We start from the raw sequence: 18,691 nt of genomic DNA on the forward strand, positions 1-18,691 counted from the left end.
GGGTGGGGCGGTGCGTTCTCTCCCCCCACCCGCCGTCGCCGCGGTGGGCGCCCTACGCCGAGGGCAGTTCCTTCAGCTGGATGTTGCGGAACGACACATGGTCGTCGGCACCGTGGTTCTGGATGCCGATGTAGCCGCTCTTCAGGCTCCGTACCGGATCGGTGTTGGTGAAGTCGTTGATCTTCACCCCGTTGAGGAAGACCTGGAGACGTTCGCCCCGGACCTTGATCTCGTAGCTGTTCCACTGGCCGGGCGGGCGCAGGACCTGGTCACGGGCCTTGGCGTTCGCGGCCTTGAAGGTGTAGATCGAACCCGTGGTGCGGTCGGGTGCGTCGCTGGCGTCGATCTGGACCTCGTAGCCGTTGTTCACCGCGGACCAGGGGTCGTCGGACTCCGGGAAGCCGACGAAGACGCCGGAGTTGTCGTCGCCCTGCATCTTCCAGTCGAGCTTGAGCGAGTACGAGCTCAGCTCCTTGGCCTGGTAGGTGAGCAGGCCCATGCCGCCCTGGGAGCGGAGTTCACCGTCGACGACGTCGAACTTGCCGGGGCCTGCCTGCTTCCAGCCTTCGAGCGTCTTGCCGTTGAAGATCGACCGGTAGCCGGTGTCGGGCTTGCAGTCGGCCTTCACCTGGCCGGCCGCGTACCGCATGCCGCCGAGGAGCAGCTTGCGGAAGTCCGGTTCGGCGTAGGACTCCTTGGTGTGGCCGAGACCGGTGTAGAAGGAGCGGCCGCCCTGGTAGGTCTGGCACCAGGTGATGGGGTGGTCGCCCTTCATGGTGCCGCCCGTGTAGGTCGTCTCGTCGAGTGTGGCGAGGACCTTCGCCTGACCTCGGGGATTCGTGCGGTAGTTGTACCACTCGTCGGTGCGGTTCCACTCGTCGCCGAGGTCTGCGGTGGCCGGATGCCTGTGGTCCTCGACCCGGACGGTGGCGGGCTGGATGGCGGGGTGCGAGGAGAAGTAGGCCCCGACGAGTCCGCCGTAGAACGCCCAGTCGTACTCGGTGTCCGCCGCCGCGTGGACGCCCATGTAGCCGCCGCCGGTGGCCACGTAGTTCTCGAATGCCTTCTGCTGGTCGGCGTTCAGTACGTCACCGGTCGTCGAGAGGAAGACGACGGCGTCGTAGCGGGCCAGGTTGCTGGTGGTGAACTGGCCGGCCGTCTCCGTGGCGTCGACGGTGATGTTGCTGTCCTTGCCGAGTTCCTTGAGCGCCGCGATGCCGTCCGGAATCGCGTCGTGGCGGAAACCGGCCGTCTTCGAGAAGACCAGGACCCGCTTGGCGGTCTTGTCGGGGGCGCTGTCGGAGAGCTCGAAGTCGTCGATGTCGAAGAGCGCTCCGTCACCTCCCTTGAAGACCAGGAAGAGTTCGGTGGACTTCTTCGGGACTCCGCGCAGCGGTACGTCGATATCCTGGAAGTTGTCCCAGGCACCGGTCACCGGGACGGGTGCGGAGCCGAGGATCTTGCCGGTCGCCGAGCCGGTCCGGACTTCGAGGAAGCCGCCGGCGCCGCCGGAGGAGATCCGGGCGGTCAGCTTGGTGGAACCGGCCAGGAGGTACGGCTTGAAGGAGATCCAGTCGTCGTTGTGGATGTCGCCGACCGTCTTGCCACCGTGGGCGGTCGCCTTGTTCTGCGGGGCGACGCCGTGGGAGTCGCCGTAGTGCTCGGCCTGCCGGTGGCGCGGCTGGAGTTCGGCCTGGTCGTGGCCGGACAGGGATGCCTGGCCGCCTCCCCCTCCGTCCGTGTACGAGGCGTCGATGACGCCGAAGATGTTGGCGTTGGGGTCGTGTCCGCCGTCCATCTCGGTCTTGATGGTGCCGGTGCAGCCGTGCGCCGAGGTGATGGGGTGGCCGTGGCTGTCGTGTCCGAGGATGAAGCGGACCTCGATCTTCGAGCAGTCGATGGTTCCGTCCTCGGGATCGGTGACGGTCACCTTGAACGGGATCTCGTCGCCGAAGGAGAACAGCTTCCCGTCACCGGGGAGTTCCAGCTCGACCTCGGGAGCGGTGTTGCCGACCGTCACATGGACGTTCGCCGAGCCGGTGCGGCCGGTGGGGTCCGTGGCGGTGACGGTGGCGGTGTAGGTGCCGTTCTTCTTGTACGTGTACGTGGGGTTGGCGGCGGTCGATGTGCCGCCGTCACCGAAGTCCCAGCTGTAGCTGAGCGTGTCGCCGTCGGCGTCGGTGGTTCCGGCCGAGGAGAAGGCGACCTTGAGGGGTGCGGTGCCCGAGGTCTTGTTGGACGTCGCCTCGGCGATCGGGGAGCGTCCGCCGGTGGCGTTCTCGATGCGGTAGAGCGCCGAGTTCTGGTCGCCTCCGAAGTAGCCGGTCCCGTAGTCCAGGACGTAGAGCGCGCCGTCGGGGCCGAACGTCATGTCCATCACCTGGGTTCCCGACCACGGGAAGGCGTTGATGGACTTCACCATGCCGTCGGTGTCCTGGTCGATGCGCTTGATCCAGCGCCGGCCGAACTCACCGGCGAAGAAGTTGCCGTCGTAGGCCTCGGGGAACTTCACGGGCGAGTCGAGGGCGGCGTCGTAGTGGTAGACCGGTCCGCCCATCGGGGACTCGGAGCCGCTGCCGAACTCGGGCACGGACCCGCCGTCGTACGGGATCCAGGCGGGCTGGGACGGCGGCAGGTCGACCAGTCCGGTGTTGTACCGGGAGGTGTTCTTGGGTGCGGCGCAGTCGAAGGTCGCGCCGGAGGTCTTGGTCGCGAAGTCGTAGTCGACGAACGGGTCGTTCTTGCCCGTGCAGAACGGCCAGCCGAAGTTGCCGGCCTTGGTGACGCGGGCGAACTCGACCTGGCCGCCCGGTCCGCGCTTGGGGTCGGCCGCACCGGCGTCGGGCCCGTAGTCACCGACGTACACGGTGCCGGTGGGCTTGTCGACGGTGAAGCGGAAGGGGTTGCGGAAGCCCATCGCGTAGATCTCGGGGCGGGTCTTGTCCGTGCCCGGGGCGAAGAGATTGCCTTCGGGGACGGTGTACGTGCCGTCGTCGGCGACCTTGATGCGGAGGATCTTGCCGCGCAGGTCGTTGGTGTTCCCGGCGGTGCGTCGGGCGTCGAACGCGGGGTTGCGGTCGGGCCGGTCGTCGATCGGGGTGTAGCCGTCGGAGGCGAAGGGGTTGGAGTCGTCGCCGGTCGACAGGTACAGGTTGCCCTGCGCGTCGAAGTCGATGTCGCCGCCCACGTGGCAGCAGATGCCGCGCGAGGTCGGGATGTCGAGGACCTTCTTCTCGCTGGCGGTGTCGAGCGTGCCGTCCTCCTTGAGGACGAAGCGCGAGAGCCGGTTCACTCCGTCGAACTTGGCGAAGTCGGCGGCAGTGCCGTTCTCGGGGGCGTCGCCGGACGGGGTGTCCAGCGGGGGCGCGTAGTAGAGGTAGATCGCCCGGTTCTTGCTGAAGTCCGGGTCGATGCCGACGCCCTGGAGGCCCTCCTCGTCGTGGGAGTAGACGGGGAGGACACCGGCGAGGGTGGTGTCGCCGCCGCTGTCGGTGAGCCACAGCTCGCCACCGCGCGCGGTGTGCAGGACGCTGCGGTCGGGGAGCACCGCCAGTGTCATGGGTTCGCCGGTCTCGGCCACTCCCTTGGCGAGGGTGACCTGCTGGAATTCCTCGGCCGCCGCGTCGGTGGCGGCCGGCGAGGACGGTCCCGCCGCTGCTCCGGGCGTGGCGCCCAGGGCCAGGGTGGCCGCGGCGAGCAGGCCGCCGGTGAGCAGTGCGAGGGATTTGCGGACGCGGAGCCGTGTTCTGCTCCTGTTTCCGGTTGGGGTTCTGTGCACGAGTGTCCTCCGGAGAGTGCCGGTTGTACGGGCGGGGTGCTGCCGTGCCGTTCTGCGCGGGGACTGCCGCGCGGGTCGTCCGGGGTGCGTGGGACACCGGCGACCCGAGTCATGTCATGTACACGTTCTTGACCGTAGACCTGTTCGTCCGGGACGGAAAGCCCTTGCGCAGCGGTCCGCTCGAACTTTTTCCTGCGCCAGGACAAAGCGGGGCGAGGGCAGGGGTGGGTGCGGGACGGCCGCGAAGCTCTCGCCCCCGGCCCGTCCCGGCCCGGACCGGGGCCCGGACCGTCCCCGGTGGGAGACCGTCAGTCCCCGCCCCCGAACGCCGCGTCGAACGACGCCGACGGCGGATCGAAGTCGTACCGCTTCAGCGTGGCCAGCGCCTCCGGCGCACCCGTCAGCCGGTCCATCCCCGCGTCCTCCCACTCCACGGAGACCGGTCCCTCGTAGCCGATGGACCGGAGCATCCGGAAGACGTCCTCCCAGGGCACGTCACCGTGCCCGGCCGAGACGAAGTCCCAGCCGCGCCGCGGATCGCCCCAGGGCAGATGCGAGCCGAGCCGGCCGTTGCGGCCGTCGAGGCGCTTGCGTGCCTCCTTGCAGTCCACGTGGTAGATCCGGTCCCGGAAGTCGTACAGGAAGCTCACCGGGTCCAGGTCCTGCCAGATGAAGTGGCTCGGGTCGAAGTTCAGCCCGAACGCCGCCCGGTGCCCGACGGCCTCCAGTGCGCGGTGCGTGGTCCAGTAGTCGTACGCGATCTCGCTGGGGTGCACCTCATGGGCGAACCGCACGCCCTCCGCGTCGAAGACGTCCAGGATCGGGTTCCAGCGCTCGGCGAAGTCCTCGTATCCCCGCTCGATCATGTGCGGCGGAACCGGCGGGAACATCGCGACCAGGTGCCAGATCGACGAGCCGGTGAAACCGATGACGGTGCGCACCCCGAAGGCGGCGGCCGCCCGCGCGGTGTCCTTGAGCTCCTCGGCGGCCCGGCGGCGGACCCCTTCGGGCTCGCCGTCGCCCCAGATCCGCGCGGGCAGGATCCCCCGGTGCCGCTCGTCGATCGGGTCGTCGCACACGGCCTGGCCGACGAGGTGGTTGGAGATCGCCCAGCACTTCAGCCCGTACTTGTCGAGCAGCTGCCGCCGGCCGTCCAGATAGCCGGGGTCGGACAGCGCCTTGTCGACCTCGAAGTGATCGCCCCAGCAGGCGAGTTCGAGCCCGTCGTAGCCGAAGTCCCGGGCGAGCCGGCAGACCTCCTCCAGCGGCAGGTCGGCCCACTGGCCGGTGAAGAGTGTGAAGGGACGGGGCATGAGCGGGACCTCCTAGAGAACCACGGGGGTGTGTACGGAGTTCTTCTCGGCGCTCTCCTCCACTGCTGCGAGCACCCGCTGCACCTGCAGTCCGTCGGCGAACGACGGTGCCGGGGCAGTCCCTTCGGCGATCGTCCGCACCAGGTCGCGGGCCTGGTGGACGAAGGTGTGCTCGTAGCCGAGGGCGTGGCCCGGCGGCCACCACGCCTCCAGGTAGGGGTGTTGGGGTTCGGTGACGAGGACGCGCCGGAATCCCGCCGTGGCGGCGGGTTCGGTGTGGTCGTGGAAGGACAGTTCGTTGAGCCGTTCCAGATCGAAGGCGAGCGAGCCGCGCTCCCCGTTGATCTCCAGCCGCAGTGCGTTCTTCCGCCCGGCCGCCATCCGGGTCGCCTCGAAGGAGGCCAGCGCCCCGGAGGCGAGCCGGCCGGTGAACAGGGCCGCGTCGTCGACGGTCACTGCTCCTCGCGTGCCCGTGTCCGCCGCTCCGGAGAGCCCGGCCGCCGGGCCCGTGAGCCGCGGCCGTTCGCGTACGAACGTCTCGCTGACCGCCGACACCCCGACCAGTGGCTCCCCCGCCAGATACTGGGCCAGGTCGACGATGTGCGCGCCCAGGTCGCCGAGCGCGCCCGAGCCGGCGCGTTCCCGCTCCAGCCGCCAGGTGAGCGGCGATTCGGGGTCGACGAGCCAGTCCTGGAGGTAGGCGGCGCGGACATGCCGCAGGGTGCCGATCCGCCCCTCGGCGATCAGCTGTCGGGCGTAGGCGATCGCGGGCACCCTGCGGTAGTTGAAGCCCACCATCGCGATCTGGCCGCGGGCCGCGGCGTGCTCCGCGGCCTCGGTCATCGCCGCCGCCTCGGCGACCGTGTTGGCGAGCGGCTTCTCGCACAGCACGTGCTTTCCCGCCTCCAGGGCGGCGATGGCGATCTCGGCGTGGCTGTCGCCGGGGGTGCAGATGTCGACGAGTTGCACATCGTCCCGGGCGATGAGGGCGCGCCAGTCGGTCTCGGCCGCCGCCCAGCCGTGGCGGGCGGCCGCCGCGTCGACCGCCGCCCGGTCGCGTCCGCAGATCGCGGCGAGAGCCGGTCTCATCGGCAGGTCGAAGACGTGTCCCGCGGTGCGCCAGCCCTGCGAGTGGGCGGCGCCCATGAACGCGTATCCGACCATGCCGACCCCGAGCACCGGCACACTCGTCGCCGGCCGGTGCGTCGGCGGCGCTGCGGCCTCCTGATCCGTCTCTTCCCTACGGGCCATCCGGGCTTCCTCCTCGTCGGTCGTTCGATGGGTGCGGCAGGAGGGTCAGCACCCTCCCGCGGGGCTGATCAGCTGAAGCCCGTCGGCAGGTACTGGTCGACGTTCTCCTTGGTGACCACGGCCGAGTAGAGGGTGAGACTGGTCGGAATCTCCAGCTCGGCCAGGCCGCCGACCCCCTTGCCCTGGGCCAGTGCGCGGGCCAGGTCGATGGCGGACGCGGCCATCGTCGGCGGGTAGAGAACGGTGGCCCTCAGGACGCTGTTGTCGGCCTTGATGGCGTCCATCGCGGACTTGGCCCCGGCCCCGCCGACCATCAGGAACTCGTCACGGCCGGCCTGCTGGATGGCGCGCAGCGCGCCCACTCCCTGGTCGTCGTCGTGGTTCCACACGGCGTCGATCCTCTTCTGCGCCTGGAGGAGCTGGGCCATCTTGGCCTGGCCCGACTCGACGGTGAAGTCGGCGGCCTGACGGGCCACCAGCTCGACGTTGGAGTAGTTCTTCAGCGCGTCGGCGAAGCCCTGGCTGCGCTGCTTGGTGAGCTCCAGGTTGTCGATGCCCGCCAGCTCGACGACCTTGGCGCCCGCCTTGCCCTTGAGCTGCTCGCCGATGTACGTACCGGCGTTGAGGCCCATGCCGTAGTTGTCGCCGCCGACCCAGCAGCGGTAGGCCTGCGGGGAGGCGAAGATCCGGTCCAGGTTGACGACGGGGATGCCCGCCCGCATGGCTTCCAGACCGACCTGGGTGAGCGCCTTGCCGTCGGCCGGGAGGATGACGAGGACGTCGACCTTCTTGTTGATGAGGGTCTTGACCTGGCCGATCTGGGCGGCGGTGTCGTTGGAGCCCTCGGTGGTCTCCAGTGTCACCTCGGAGTACTTGGCCGCCCGTGACTTGGCGTTCTCGTTGATGGCGTTGAGCCAGCCGTGGTCGGCCTGCGGACCCGCGAAGCCGATGGTGACGGGCTTGCCGGGCTTGTCGTCGGCGGCGGGTCCGGTGCTCTTGGCGGTGTCCTCGGTCTTGGGGTCATTGCTGGTGCAGGCGGTGAGGAGGGCACCCGCGGAGACGGCTGCGGTGCCGAGGAGCAGTCGTCTGCGGCTGGTTTCTGGCATGGCTGTCAAACCCTTCATCCGGTGCGTGACATGTCACATGGGGCGAACGGGGCGGCGGGAGGGATGCGGAGCGTCAGGTCTCCCCGTGCGCCGAGGTGCGGCGCTGGACCAGGACGGCGGCGACGATGATCGCGCCCTTGGCGATCTGCTGGACGTCGCTCTGCAGATTGTTGAGCGCGAAGATGTTGGTGATGGTGGTGAAGACCAGGACACCGAGTACGGAGCCGACGATGGTGCCGCGCCCGCCACTGAGCAGGGTGCCGCCGATGATCGCGGCCGCGATGGCGTCGAGCTCGTACAGATTGCCGTTGGTGTTCTGTCCCGAGCCGGACAGGATGATCAGCATGAAGGCGGCGATGCCGCAGCACAGCCCGGAGAGCAGATAGAGGCAGAGCCGCTGGCGCCGTACGTCGATGCCGGCCAGCCTGGCCGCTTCCGCGTTGCCGCCGACCGCGAGCGTGCGCCGTCCGAAGGTCGTACGGTTCAGCACCAGCCAGCCGATGACGGTGACCGCCGCGAACATCATGACCAGGGGCGGGATGCCGAGGACGTAGGAGTCGGGCAGGCCCAGGTCGAGGACCGACTTGACGGTGACGATCTGGGTCTTGCCGTCGGTGATCTGGAGGGCGAGCCCGCGGGCCGAGGCGAGCATGGCCAGTGTCGCGATGAACGGCACCATCCGCCCGTACGCGATGAGCAGCCCGTTCACCAGCCCGGCGGCGAGTCCGACGATCACCGCGGTGAACAGGATCCCCGCGAAGCCGTACTCCTGGGTGGCGACCGTGGTCGCCCAGACCGAGGCGAGCGCGACCATCGCACCGACCGAGAGATCGATTCCGCCGCTGGTGATGACGAAGGTCATCCCGACGGTGACGACACCGATGACGGACGCCTGGGTCAGGATCAGCTGAAGGTTCCCGGTGTCCAGGAAGGCGTCGGGCTCGGTGAATCCGCCGACGGCGACCAGTACGGCGAGGACGCCGAGGAGCGAGAGGCTGCGGACGTCCAGGCGCGGGCCGGAGGTGCGCGCGGGTCCGTCCTTCTTCCGGGGCTCGGAGACCGGGGCGGGGTCGGCCCCCTTGTCCGGCCCGCCCTGCTGCGCCGAGGAGACGGGCTGCGTCATGACGTAGGGCTCCCTTCCATCACTAGGTCGAGTACGCGGTGCTCGTCGAGCTCCCGGGCGTCCGCCGTGTGCACGACGCGGCCCTCGCGGAGCACCAGCACCCGGTCGGCGAGGCCCAGCACTTCGGGCACCTCGCTGGAGACGAGCAGGACGGCGAGGCCTTCGTCGGCCAGCCGGCGGATCACGGCGTACAGCTCGGCGCGGGCGCCGACGTCGACACCGCGGGTCGGTTCGTCGAGCAGCAGGACCCGGCAGCCGCGCAGCAGCCAGCGGGCCAGGACCGCCTTCTGCTGGTTGCCGCCGGAGAGCGTGCGGACGGGGGTGTCCGGGTTGTCGGGGCGCAGCGAGAGCTCGCGGGTGGCTTCGCGGGCCGCCCGGCGTTCGGCACCGCGGTCGATCCAGCCGGCCCTGGAGAAGCGGGACATCGAGGAGACGGAGACGTTGCGGGTGACGGATTCGAGCATCAGCAGGGCCTGTGCCTTGCGTTCCTCGGGGGCGAGGCCGATTCCGGCGGCGACGGCCGCGCGGACGCTGCCGGGCCGCAGCTGCTTGCCGGCCACGGTCACCCGTCCGGCGCTCGGCCTGCGGGCGCCGTAGACGGTCTCCAGGATCTCGGAGCGCCCCGATCCGACGAGTCCGGCCAGACCCACGATCTCTCCGGGCCTCAACTCAAGGTCCACCGGGGCGAATTCGCCCTTCCTGGCCAGCCCTTCGATCTTCAGGACGGGCTCCGCAGCAGCGGTCGCTCCCGCGCGGTCCGTGGAGCGTGGCGGGAAGACGTACTCGACATTGCGGCCGGTCATCATGGCAACGATGTCGCGTGTCGGTGTGGACTCGGCGGGCAGCCCGACGGCCACGGCGCGGCCGTCCTTGAGCACGGTCACCCGATCGCCGATCCGGCGGATCTCCTCCAGGCGGTGCGAGATGTAGACGACGGCGACGCCGTCGGCGGTGAGTGCGGCGACGGTGCGGAAGAGGTTGTCGACCTCGTCCGGGTCGAGTGCGGCGGACGGCTCGTCCATGACGATGAGCCGTACGTCGTGCGAGAGCGCCCGTGCCATGGAGACGATCTGCTGCTGGGCGGCGGACAGGTCACCGACCGGGCGGGCCGGGTCGATCTCCGGATGGCCGAGCCGCTTCAGCAGCGCCGCGGCGGACGTGCGGCCCTCGCGGGTACGGACGACGAAGCGGGCGGTGGTTGGCTCGTGGCCGAGGAAGATGTTCTCGGCGACCGAGAGGCCCTCGACCAGGTCGAGTTCCTGGTAGATCGTGGCGATGCCCAGCCGCATGGCGGCGATGGGCGACTTCAGCGCGGCCGGTTCGCCGCGCCAGGTGATCTCGCCGCCGTCGGGCTGGTGGGCCCCGGCGAGCACCTTGATGAGGGTGGACTTGCCGGCGCCGTTCTGCCCGAGGAGACAGTGGACTTCGCCGGCCTGGACCTCCAGGTCCACGCCGTCGAGGGCGCGCACTCCGGGGAACGACTTGGTGATGCCGGACATGGTGAGCAGGGGCGGTTCTGGTGCCATGACGAATCCCCTCGGCAAGTGGGGTCTCCCCTGCCCGGGCGCAGCCGGGAGCTTGGGAAGGGCCGGTGAGCGGGCAGGGCTGTACCAGGTGCGGTGGTGCGGGTGTTCCCGGCGCTCCCGGTGTTTCCGGGGTGCGCCCGTGTGCGGCCGGTCCGGGGTCAGGCCGGTGAGAAGAGGTGGTCGCTGATGAGCCGGGCGGCGCCGATCACTCCGGCGGCCGGTCCCAACTCGCCCAGCACGATGGGCAGATTGCCGGTGGCCAGTGGCAACGACTGGCGGTAGACCTGGGTCCGGACACTGGCGAGGAGCGTGTGGCCGAGGCCGGTCACACCGCCGCCGATCACCACCAGGCCGGGATTGAAGAAGCTGACGAGTCCCGCGATGACCTGGCCGACCCGGTTGCCGCCTTCGCGGATCAGGTCGAGCGAGGTGGCGTCACCGGCCGCCGCGGCGGCGGCCACATCGGCGGCGGTGAGTTTTCCGGCGGCCTCCAGCCGGCCGGCGAGCTCCGCCGACCGTCCGGTGCGCGCCGCGTCCTCGGCGTCGCGGGCGAGCGCGGCACCGCTGAAGTGGGCCTCCAGGCAGCCCCGGTTGCCGCAGGCGCAGGCGCGGCCCTCGGGTTCCACCTGGATATGGCCGATGTCTCCGGCGCTGCCCGTCGTACCGCGGTGGACCTCGCCGCCGACGACGATTCCGCAGCCGATTCCGGTGCCGATCTTGACGCAGAGGAAGTCGCCCACGGAGCGTGCGACGCCCGCATGCTGCTCCCCCATCGCCATCAGGTTCACATCGTTGTCGACCATGACGGGGCAGCCCAGTTCCTGACTGAGCGCCTCGCGGACCGGGAAGCCGTCCCAGCCGGGCATGATCGGCGGTGCGACCGGTACGCCTTCGGGGAAGCGGACCGGTCCGGGTACGCCGATGCCGGCACCGTCGAAACCCTCGGCGAGCCCCGAGGCCCGGAGCTTGGCCGCCATGGACAGCATCTGCTCGAAGATGGCGACGGGGCCTTCGCGTACGTCCATCGGGTGGTTGAGGTGTCCCAGGACCTCCAACTCGGCGTTGGTGACGGCCACATCGACGGATGTGGCACCGATGTCGACGCCGAGGAACCGCAGTTGTGGTGCGAGCCGGATGTTGTGCGAGCGGCGCCCGCCGCGGGATGCGGCGAGACCGTCGGCCACGACGAGCCCGGTCTCCAGCAGTCTGTCGACCTCGACGGCGAGCTTGGAGCGGGAGAGATCGACCTGATCCCCCAGCTGTGCCCGTGAGTTGGGCCCGCCGTCGCGCAACAGCCGCAGCAGTCGCGCCTGATGCGCATTCGCGGGTCGTGCCGTCATACGTCTCACGCGCCCCTCCCCGCCACATCGGCCTGTCCGTCGGGCTTTCGAGGGGAACGTAGCAGCGGTTGCCGGGAGTGGGAAGAAGTTGCGCAGGAATCCACTACAACTTTCTCCACACCGAGGACAAAGCCGGTCGGTCGCGTCATGGGCCGGGCGCCGGAACGGGCCGGCCGCTGGGGGCCGGCCGGTTCAGCGCAGGATTCCGGCCTGCCGGGCGGCCCGCAGCCAGGACGGGAACTCCGACAGGACCCTGTCGTACAGCTCCTGGTCGGAGATCCTCTCGATGTCGTCGACAGCGAAGAAGCCGACGTTGTCGACCCGCCGGCCCGGCATGGTGTCGAAGCGTTCCAGCACACCGTATTGAGAACTGCCGAGGCCGACGAACTGCCAGAACACGGGCTCCTCGGCGGCAGCCCGCAGCTCCTGCTCGATCTCCTGGTTGCGGTGCACACCACCGTCCGAGAAGAACAGGACCAGCGTCGGGTCGGGCACCGGGTGATCGCGCACGAAGGCCCGCACCTCGGCGATGACCTTCTGTTCCTCGTTCTGGATACCGACCGCACGCATGTCGATCTGACCGGGGACCAGTCCCCTGGGCGGTTTCCGGCGCCCGAAGCCGTAGGTCTGCCCCACGCGCACGTGCAGCCTGAGCCACTCGGGCAGGTCGCCCACGGCAAGGTCGGGCAGCCGGGCCGGATTGCTGGCGAACGTCCACGCCTGCATCTCGCCGTCGTCGTCGAGCTGCGCCGCGACGGCCACCATCCGCTCGGTGACACCCGCCACCGTGCCCCGCCGGTAGAGACCGCCCATCGAACCCGATGCGTCGAGGACGAGGACGACGCGTGCGCGCAACTCCGGTACGCCGTGTTTGCTCAGGCTGACCAGGACCTGCTGCTTGCGCAGCGACAGGCGCTCGCGCATGTCCACGGGCAGGTTCTCCTCGCCCTTGGCGAGCCGGGGGCGGGATCCGCCTCGGGCGTGCACCGGCGAGGCGTCGGGCGAGGGTGCCGGGGCGGGGTCCGGAGCCGTCACGGGCCGGGAGCCGGATCCGGCCGCGGGCTGTTCCTCGTCGACGCTGATCCCGAAGTCGGTCGCCAGTCCCGCCAGCCCGCTGGTGTAACCCTGGCCGACCGCACGGAACTTCCAGCCGCCGTCGCGGCGGTAGAGCTCGCCGCCGACCAGCGCGGTCTCCGTCGCGGCGGTGATGTCGAAGCGTGCCAGTTCGGCACCGGACGCCGAGTCGAGCAGCCGCAGGCACAGCCCCGGCACCTGGCCGAACGTGCCGCCGTCGGCAGACGCACAGAGCGCGACACGTTCGACGTCCGGCCCCAGCGCACCCAGGTGGACGTCCAGCGAGTCGCTGCCGGGTCGTTTGCCGACGTGACTCACCGCGCCCGAAGCGTGCCGCGGCTGGTTGTAGAAGACGAAGTCCTCATCGGACCGCACCCGCCCGCCGCCGGTCAGCAGCAGAGCGGAAGCATCCACATCAGGCACTCCGGACCCTGCCGACCAGTCAAGTACGGCCCTGACTGCGGAAGCCGCGACCGGCACGTTGGCACCTTTGCTCAGTATCGTCACACCAGCAAGTCTGCCCGCTGTCCGGCACACCCGGGCCGACGGCCCCGCGGCTCCCCTCGGTCAGGGCCGACGCGCGGTGCCCCACGTGCCCCACGCACCGTCCGGCCTCACTGTTGTCTCCCACCGGGCACGGCCGGATCGCGACCTACCGCGCCTCACGCCCTGTCTGCACCCTTTGACCATGGGGGTTACCGGAACGCTGCGGACCGCTGAGGAATGGACCGATCTCCAACACTCGACCGATCACGAACAGGGCCTCCGGGACGGGGCGGTCCCCGGCCCGGAACCCGCACCCGACTGCCCGGACTGCGGGCTCGCCGTCGACATCCGCCCCACCCACTACCGGTGGTGGGTCCGTCTCGAACCCGAAGGGCCCGCGCCGCTCCTGGCACACGACGTGCCGCCCGGACAGCGGTGGCACCTCGACCGGGACGGCACGGTGTGGAACGCGCAGGACCGGGAACCGGGCCCCGGGGAGTGCTGCAGGATCAGCCACCACCTCGTCTGCCCCCGCCGGGGCCGGCCCTGATCCGGACGAAAGACCTAAGCGCTGTCCCCGCGCTGGTGGTACGTCTTGCGCGTGTGTTCCGTGTGGGACCGCATGATCTCCGTGGCCCGCTGTCCGTCGCGCGAGGAGATCGCCGCGATGAGCGAGCGGTGCTCGATCCAGGACTGGATGCCGCGTTGGCGGGCCACCGGGGTGTAGTACCAGCGGACCCTGCGGTCCACCTGGCCGGCGAGCTCGGCGAGGACGACGTTGCCCGCCAGCTCCATGACCTTGGCGTGGAAGGCCGCGTTGGTGGCGACCGCCAGGTCCACGTCGTCGTCGGCGACGGCCTGCTCGCCCTCGGCGCAGAGCTCCTCCAGCGCGGCGATGCCGGCGGTGCCGGAGTTGGCCGCGGCGAGACGTGCCGCCTCGGCCTCCAGAAGGGTGCGGACCGAGAGCAGCTGGTCCGCCTCCTCCTCCGTGGGCTCGTGCACGAACGCGCCCTGGGCGGGCCGGAGATCGACCCAGCCCTCGGTGTTCAGCCGCTGCAGCGCCTCGCGCACCGGCTGACGGGACACCCCGAGATGGCCTGCCAGCTCGCTCTCGACCAGGTGCTGGCCGGGACGGAGCGCACGCGTCGTTATGAGTTCGAGCAGCGCCTCATACACGCGTTCGCGCAGCGGACCGGGCCGTTCCAGCCTCGGCACAGCCCCTTGCGGCAGTCCTGCGGACAACATCGCGGTCCCCCTCCGGCCGACGAGCAGCGATTGCTTATCGTCTACAGTCTACCGAGCACAGGACCCCTCAGGGGCAGCGGATCACCTGACCCGCGTACGAAAGATTCCCGCCGAAGCCGAAGAGCAGAACCGGCGCACCGCTGTGGACCTCGCCGCGTTCCACCAGTTTGGACAGGGCCATCGGGATCGAGGCCGCGGACGTATTGCCGGAGTCCACGACGTCCCTGGCGATGACCGCGTTGACCGCGCCGATCTTCCTGGCGACGGGCTCGATGATCCTCAGGTTGGCCTGGTGCAGCACCACCGCCCCGAGCTCCTCGGGCGTCACACCGGCCTTCTCGCACACCTTGCGGGCGATGGGCGGCAACTGCGTGGTGGCCCAGCGGTAGACGGACTGCCCTTCCTGCGCGAAGCGCGGCGGCGTCCCCTCGATCCGTACCGCGTTCCCCATCCCCGGCACCGAACCCCACAGGACCGGACCGATCCCGGGCCGGTCGTCCCCGTCCGGTTCCGCGACCACGACCGCCGCACCGGCTCCGTCGCCGAGCAGGACGCAGGTGCTGCGGTCGGTCCAGTCCGCGATGTCCGCCATCTTGTCGGCGCCGATGACCAGGACGCGCTGGGCGGCGCCGGCCCGGATCGCGTGGTCGGCGGTGGCGAGGGCATGGGTGAAGCCGGAGCAGACCACATTGATGTCCATCACCGCGGGAGAGCCCATCCCGAGCCGGGCGGCGACGCGCGCCGACATGCTCGGCGAGCGGTCGATCGCGGTCGAGGTGGCGACCAGGACCAGATCGACCTCGGTCGGCTGGAGCCCCGCCGCGGCCAGCGCCTTGGCCCCCGCGTGCGCGGCCATCTCGTCCACCGGCTCGTCCGGCCCCCCGACATGACGGGTCCTGATGCCGACGCGACTGGTGATCCACTCGTCGCTGGTATCGACCATGGCCGCCAGATCGTCGTTGGTGAGCACTTTCGCGGGCTGATAGTGGCCGAGCGCCACGACACGTGAGCCGGTCATGTACGGGGTCCCCTCGCTACGTATGGCAGGAACCATCCAGTCTTGGTCGCTACTACCCGGTACAGGGGCACGTGTTCCCACAGGAATAGCGCCCGGCCATTGGAGGCTTGACAACAGCATTGACGCGCAGAAAGGATTCTGTAGACAATATTCTGTCGACTTGGCACGGATTCCCGCGCCTTGCCCGGCCCGGTCCGTACCGGACAATGGGATCCCCAGAGGCCGGTTCGGCTTCCCACACGTACAGAATCGGGTTTAACCGCTATGGGACGGGTCACCGAGCGTCGCCGCACCATCCGCATCCGGGACGGGGCCGTCTCCACCCGCCCGGACACGCTCGTCGCCGAGGAGCCCCTGGAGATCCGGCTGAACGGCAAGCCGCTCGCCATCACGATGCGCACGCCGGGTGACGACTTCGCACTGGCTGCGGGGTTCCTGGTGAGCGAGGGCGTCATCGGTGACGGCTCCGAGGTGCAGTCGATCGTCTACTGCGCCGGAGCGACCGCCGACGGCGTCAACACGTACAACGTGGTGGACGTGAAGCTCGCGCCCGGTGTCCCGGTCCCCGACATCACGCTCGAACGCAATGTGTACACCACCTCGTCCTGCGGGCTGTGCGGCAAGGCGAGTCTCGACGCCGTACGCACCACGACCCGGCACCCGGTCGCCGACACGCCCCCGCTGCGGGTCGGGCCCGCCCTGCTCGCCGTCCTCCCCGACCGGCTGCGCGCCGCGCAGCGGGTCTTCGACCGGACCGGGGGGCTGCACGCGGCGGCGCTGTTCTCCGAGACGGGCGAACTGCTCGACATCCGCGAGGACGTCGGCCGGCACAACGCGGTCGACAAACTCGTCGGCCGGGCCCTGACCGACCACCGGCTGCCGCTGTCCCGGGCCATTCTGCTGGTGTCGGGACGGGCCTCGTTCGAGCTGGCCCAGAAGGCGGTGATGGCCGGGATCCCGATGCTCGCGGCGGTCTCCGCGCCCTCGTCCCTCGCCGTCGATCTGGCGGCCGAGGCCGGACTGACTCTGGTCGGCTTCCTGCGGGGTCCTTCGATGAACGTGTACACGGGCGAGCACCGGATCGCCCTGGAGGCGACGGTCGGCCAGGGCTGAGAGGCTGTCGGGTGACCTCGGATCGGAAAAGCGGACGCGGTCCGGTGCGTGCGATTCCAAGGCGGAGGAGGGAGGCGACGCGGAGCGTCGTCGACCGACGACAACGCGGGAAGCGTGCGCACCAGGGCGTGGCAGCCCGGTCCGAGGTCACCCGACAGCCTCTGAGGCGCCCCGTGTCCGGCCGGCGAGGAGCGCCCCCGCGCCGGCCGGTTCCGGCTCAGCCCACCGCGGCGGGCTCCCGCGACACCGCACCGCTCGCCGGACCCTCCTCCTGCGCGTCGCGCGAGCGGCGCTTGGCGATCACGGCGCACACCATCAGCTGCATCTGGTGGAAGAGCATCAGCGGCAGCACGGCGAGGGAAGCCTGCGCCCCGAACAGCACGCTCGCCATGGGCAGCCCCGAGGCCAGGCTCTTCTTCGAACCGGCGAACTGGATGGTGATCCGGTCCTCGCGGTCGAAGCCGAACCACTTCGCCCCGTACCAGGTCAGCGCGAGCATCAGGGCGAGCAGCAGCACTTCGGCGCCGAGCAGCGCCCCGAGCCGGGCCGGGGTGAGCTGGTGCCAGATGCCCGCGACCATGCCCTCACTGAAGGCCGTGTAGACGACGAGCAGGATCGAGCCGCGGTCGACATAGCCGAGGACCTTCTTGTGACGGGCGAGGAAGCCGCCGATCCAGCGGCGCAACAGCTGCCCGGCGACGAACGGCAGCAGCAGCTGGACCCCGATCTTCAGCAGCGCGTCCGCGGAGAATCCGTCCCCGCTGTTGCCGAGCAGGCCGGCGGCGAGCAGCGGGGTGAGGAAGATCCCGGCGATCGAGGAGAAGGAGCCCGCGCAGATCGCCGCGGGCACGTTGCCGCGGGCGATCGAGGTGAAGGCGATCGACGACTGGATGGTCGACGGGACGAGGCAGAGGAAGAGGAAGCCGCTGTAGAGGTGCGGCGTCAGGACGTACGGGACCAGCCCCCTGCCGGCCAGCCCGAGCAGCGGGAACGCCACGAAGGTGCAGATCAGCACGGTGAGGTGGAGCCGCCAGTGCCTGAGCCCGTCCAGCGCCTCGGCGGTGGAGAGCCGCGCGCCGTACAGGAAGAAGAGGAAGGCGACCGCTCCGGTGGAGGCACCGCCCGCCACATCCGCGGCGGTGCCCGACGCGGGCATTATCGCCGCGAGCACGACGGTGCCGATCAGTGCCAGGATGTACGGGTCGAGCGGCAGCCAGGACGGCAGCTTCGGGGTACGGCGGCTCATGTGCTCCACATGTTCTCTTGGTTCTGGTCGTGCCCTCTCCATGCTGCCCCCGATCGGCGTGATCGGGAATCCCGCACACCGCTCTCACTGTCATCACGGCCCGCGATAGCCTGGCGCCATGTACGACCCCGCACAGCTGCGTACCTTTCTCGCCGTCGCCCAGACGCTGAGTTTCACCCGGGCCGCCCGCCGGCTGGGGGTGCGGCAGTCCACGGTGAGCCAGCACGTGCGGCGCCTGGAGGATGCGGCGGGGCGGCAGTTGTTCACCCGGGACACGCACCGGGTCGATCTCACCGTGGACGGCGAGGCCATGCTCGGCTTCGCCCGGACGATACTCGCGGCCCATGAGCGGGCCGCGGCCTTCTTCACCGGCACCCGGTTGCGCGGGCGGCTGCGGTTCGGGGTTTCCGAGGACTTCGTGCTGACCCGGCTGCCGGAGATCCTGGAGTCGTTCCGCCGCGACCACCCGGAGGTCGAGCTGGAGCTGACGGTGGAGCTCTCCGGGACGCTGCATCAGCGCCTCGCGGCCGGCCGGCTCGATCTGGTGCTCGCCAAGCGGCGCGCCGGTGACACGCACGGCGAGCTGGTCTGGCAGGACGCGCTGGCCTGGATCGGCGCACCGCAGCTGCGGATCGCCCCGGACCGTCCGGTGCCGCTGATCCTCTTTCCGCCACCGGGCATCACCCGGGCCCGCGCCCTGGAGGTCCTGGAGGAGCACGGCCGGTCCTGGCGGGTCGCCTGCACGAGCACCAGTCTGAGCGGGCTGATCGCGGCGGCCCACGCGGGGCTGGGCGTGATGGCCCACAGTCGGGGATTGATCCCGCCGGGCCTGGCGCCGGTGCCGGCCAGGCCGGGTCTGCCGGACCTGGGCGGTGTGGATTTCGTCCTGTCGCACGGCCGCCGTCGCGACGGGGCGCACGAGGCCGCGGACGCGCTGGCGACAGCGATCCTGGCGGGCGGCGACCGGCTGATCCGCGGCATCGGCACGATCGGTTCGGTCAACGGCCGGGACAACGCCTGACCGCCTGTGCGTACGGGAAGCACGGGCGGCGGCGATTGCGCCTCCGGCCCG

Annotated in this window: 14 protein-coding genes; 3 read left to right on the top strand and 11 right to left on the bottom strand. The window is 70.3% G+C overall.

What is annotated here, in order from left to right; all coding sequences use genetic code 11:
* Positions 1-52 precede the first annotated feature (52 nt).
* From ACFVX4_RS14635 to ACFVX4_RS14670, 8 genes are all read right to left on the bottom strand, one after another.
* Positions 53-3,778 carry a ThuA domain-containing protein gene (locus ACFVX4_RS14635; RefSeq protein WP_389976216.1) on the bottom strand — a complete coding sequence of 1,242 codons (3,726 nt, stop codon included), beginning with the start codon at positions 3,776-3,778 and terminating at the stop codon, positions 53-55.
* A gap of 308 nt (positions 3,779-4,086) precedes the next feature.
* A complete protein-coding gene (locus ACFVX4_RS14640; RefSeq protein ID WP_389976218.1) occupies positions 4,087-5,091 on the bottom strand; it encodes a sugar phosphate isomerase/epimerase family protein in 1,005 nt (334 codons plus the stop codon).
* A 12-nt stretch (positions 5,092-5,103) separates the two neighbouring features.
* Positions 5,104-6,342, bottom strand: coding sequence for a Gfo/Idh/MocA family protein (locus tag ACFVX4_RS14645; RefSeq protein WP_389976221.1), 1,239 nt, complete (start codon positions 6,340-6,342; stop codon positions 5,104-5,106).
* A gap of 68 nt (positions 6,343-6,410) precedes the next feature.
* Positions 6,411-7,448 carry a substrate-binding domain-containing protein gene (locus ACFVX4_RS14650; protein ID WP_389976223.1) on the bottom strand — a complete coding sequence of 346 codons (1,038 nt, stop codon included), beginning with the start codon at positions 7,446-7,448 and terminating at the stop codon, positions 6,411-6,413.
* A gap of 73 nt (positions 7,449-7,521) precedes the next feature.
* Positions 7,522-8,571, bottom strand: coding sequence for an ABC transporter permease (locus ACFVX4_RS14655; RefSeq protein WP_389976226.1), 1,050 nt, complete (start codon positions 8,569-8,571; stop codon positions 7,522-7,524).
* The gene (locus tag ACFVX4_RS14660; RefSeq protein ID WP_389976229.1) at positions 8,568-10,097 is read right to left on the bottom strand and encodes a sugar ABC transporter ATP-binding protein; all 1,530 of its coding nucleotides are present in this window, start codon (positions 10,095-10,097) and stop codon (positions 8,568-8,570) included. Before ACFVX4_RS14660 ends, ACFVX4_RS14655 begins: the two co-directional genes overlap by 4 nt.
* Before the next feature lie 158 nt (positions 10,098-10,255).
* The gene (locus ACFVX4_RS14665) at positions 10,256-11,437 is read right to left on the bottom strand and encodes an ROK family protein (protein WP_389976232.1); all 1,182 of its coding nucleotides are present in this window, start codon (positions 11,435-11,437) and stop codon (positions 10,256-10,258) included.
* Between the two features lie 192 nt (positions 11,438-11,629).
* Positions 11,630-13,018: a VWA domain-containing protein gene (locus ACFVX4_RS14670; RefSeq protein WP_389976235.1), complete on the bottom strand. Its 1,389-nt coding sequence runs from the start codon at positions 13,016-13,018 to the stop codon at positions 11,630-11,632.
* Between the two features lie 181 nt (positions 13,019-13,199).
* Between ACFVX4_RS14670 and ACFVX4_RS14675 the strand changes: the two genes are divergently transcribed.
* Complete coding sequence (locus ACFVX4_RS14675) at positions 13,200-13,547, top strand: DUF6083 domain-containing protein (RefSeq protein ID WP_389976238.1); 348 nt, start codon at positions 13,200-13,202, stop codon at positions 13,545-13,547.
* Between the two features lie 14 nt (positions 13,548-13,561).
* Here ACFVX4_RS14675 and ACFVX4_RS14680 read toward each other — a convergent pair whose 3' ends face one another.
* A complete protein-coding gene (locus ACFVX4_RS14680; RefSeq protein WP_389976242.1) occupies positions 13,562-14,242 on the bottom strand; it encodes a GntR family transcriptional regulator in 681 nt (226 codons plus the stop codon).
* 67 nt (positions 14,243-14,309) lie between these two features.
* The gene (locus tag ACFVX4_RS14685) at positions 14,310-15,260 is read right to left on the bottom strand and encodes a beta-ketoacyl-ACP synthase III (RefSeq protein WP_389976245.1); all 951 of its coding nucleotides are present in this window, start codon (positions 15,258-15,260) and stop codon (positions 14,310-14,312) included.
* A gap of 264 nt (positions 15,261-15,524) precedes the next feature.
* Here ACFVX4_RS14685 and fdhD point away from each other — a divergent pair, with 264 nt between their 5' ends.
* Positions 15,525-16,373: a formate dehydrogenase accessory sulfurtransferase FdhD gene (gene fdhD / locus ACFVX4_RS14690; RefSeq protein WP_389976248.1), complete on the top strand. Its 849-nt coding sequence runs from the start codon at positions 15,525-15,527 to the stop codon at positions 16,371-16,373.
* 217 nt (positions 16,374-16,590) lie between these two features.
* On the opposite strand, the gene ACFVX4_RS14695 is transcribed toward fdhD, so the two are convergent.
* Positions 16,591-17,619, bottom strand: coding sequence for a bile acid:sodium symporter family protein (locus tag ACFVX4_RS14695; RefSeq protein ID WP_389976251.1), 1,029 nt, complete (start codon positions 17,617-17,619; stop codon positions 16,591-16,593).
* Positions 17,620-17,737: 118 nt separating this feature from the next.
* Here ACFVX4_RS14695 and ACFVX4_RS14700 point away from each other — a divergent pair, with 118 nt between their 5' ends.
* Complete coding sequence (locus ACFVX4_RS14700; RefSeq protein WP_389976254.1) at positions 17,738-18,640, top strand: LysR substrate-binding domain-containing protein; 903 nt, start codon at positions 17,738-17,740, stop codon at positions 18,638-18,640.
* Positions 18,641-18,691 lie beyond the last annotated feature (51 nt).

The organism is Streptomyces sp. NPDC058240, from assembly GCF_042882135.1.
Taxonomy (GTDB): domain Bacteria; phylum Actinomycetota; class Actinomycetes; order Streptomycetales; family Streptomycetaceae; genus Streptomyces.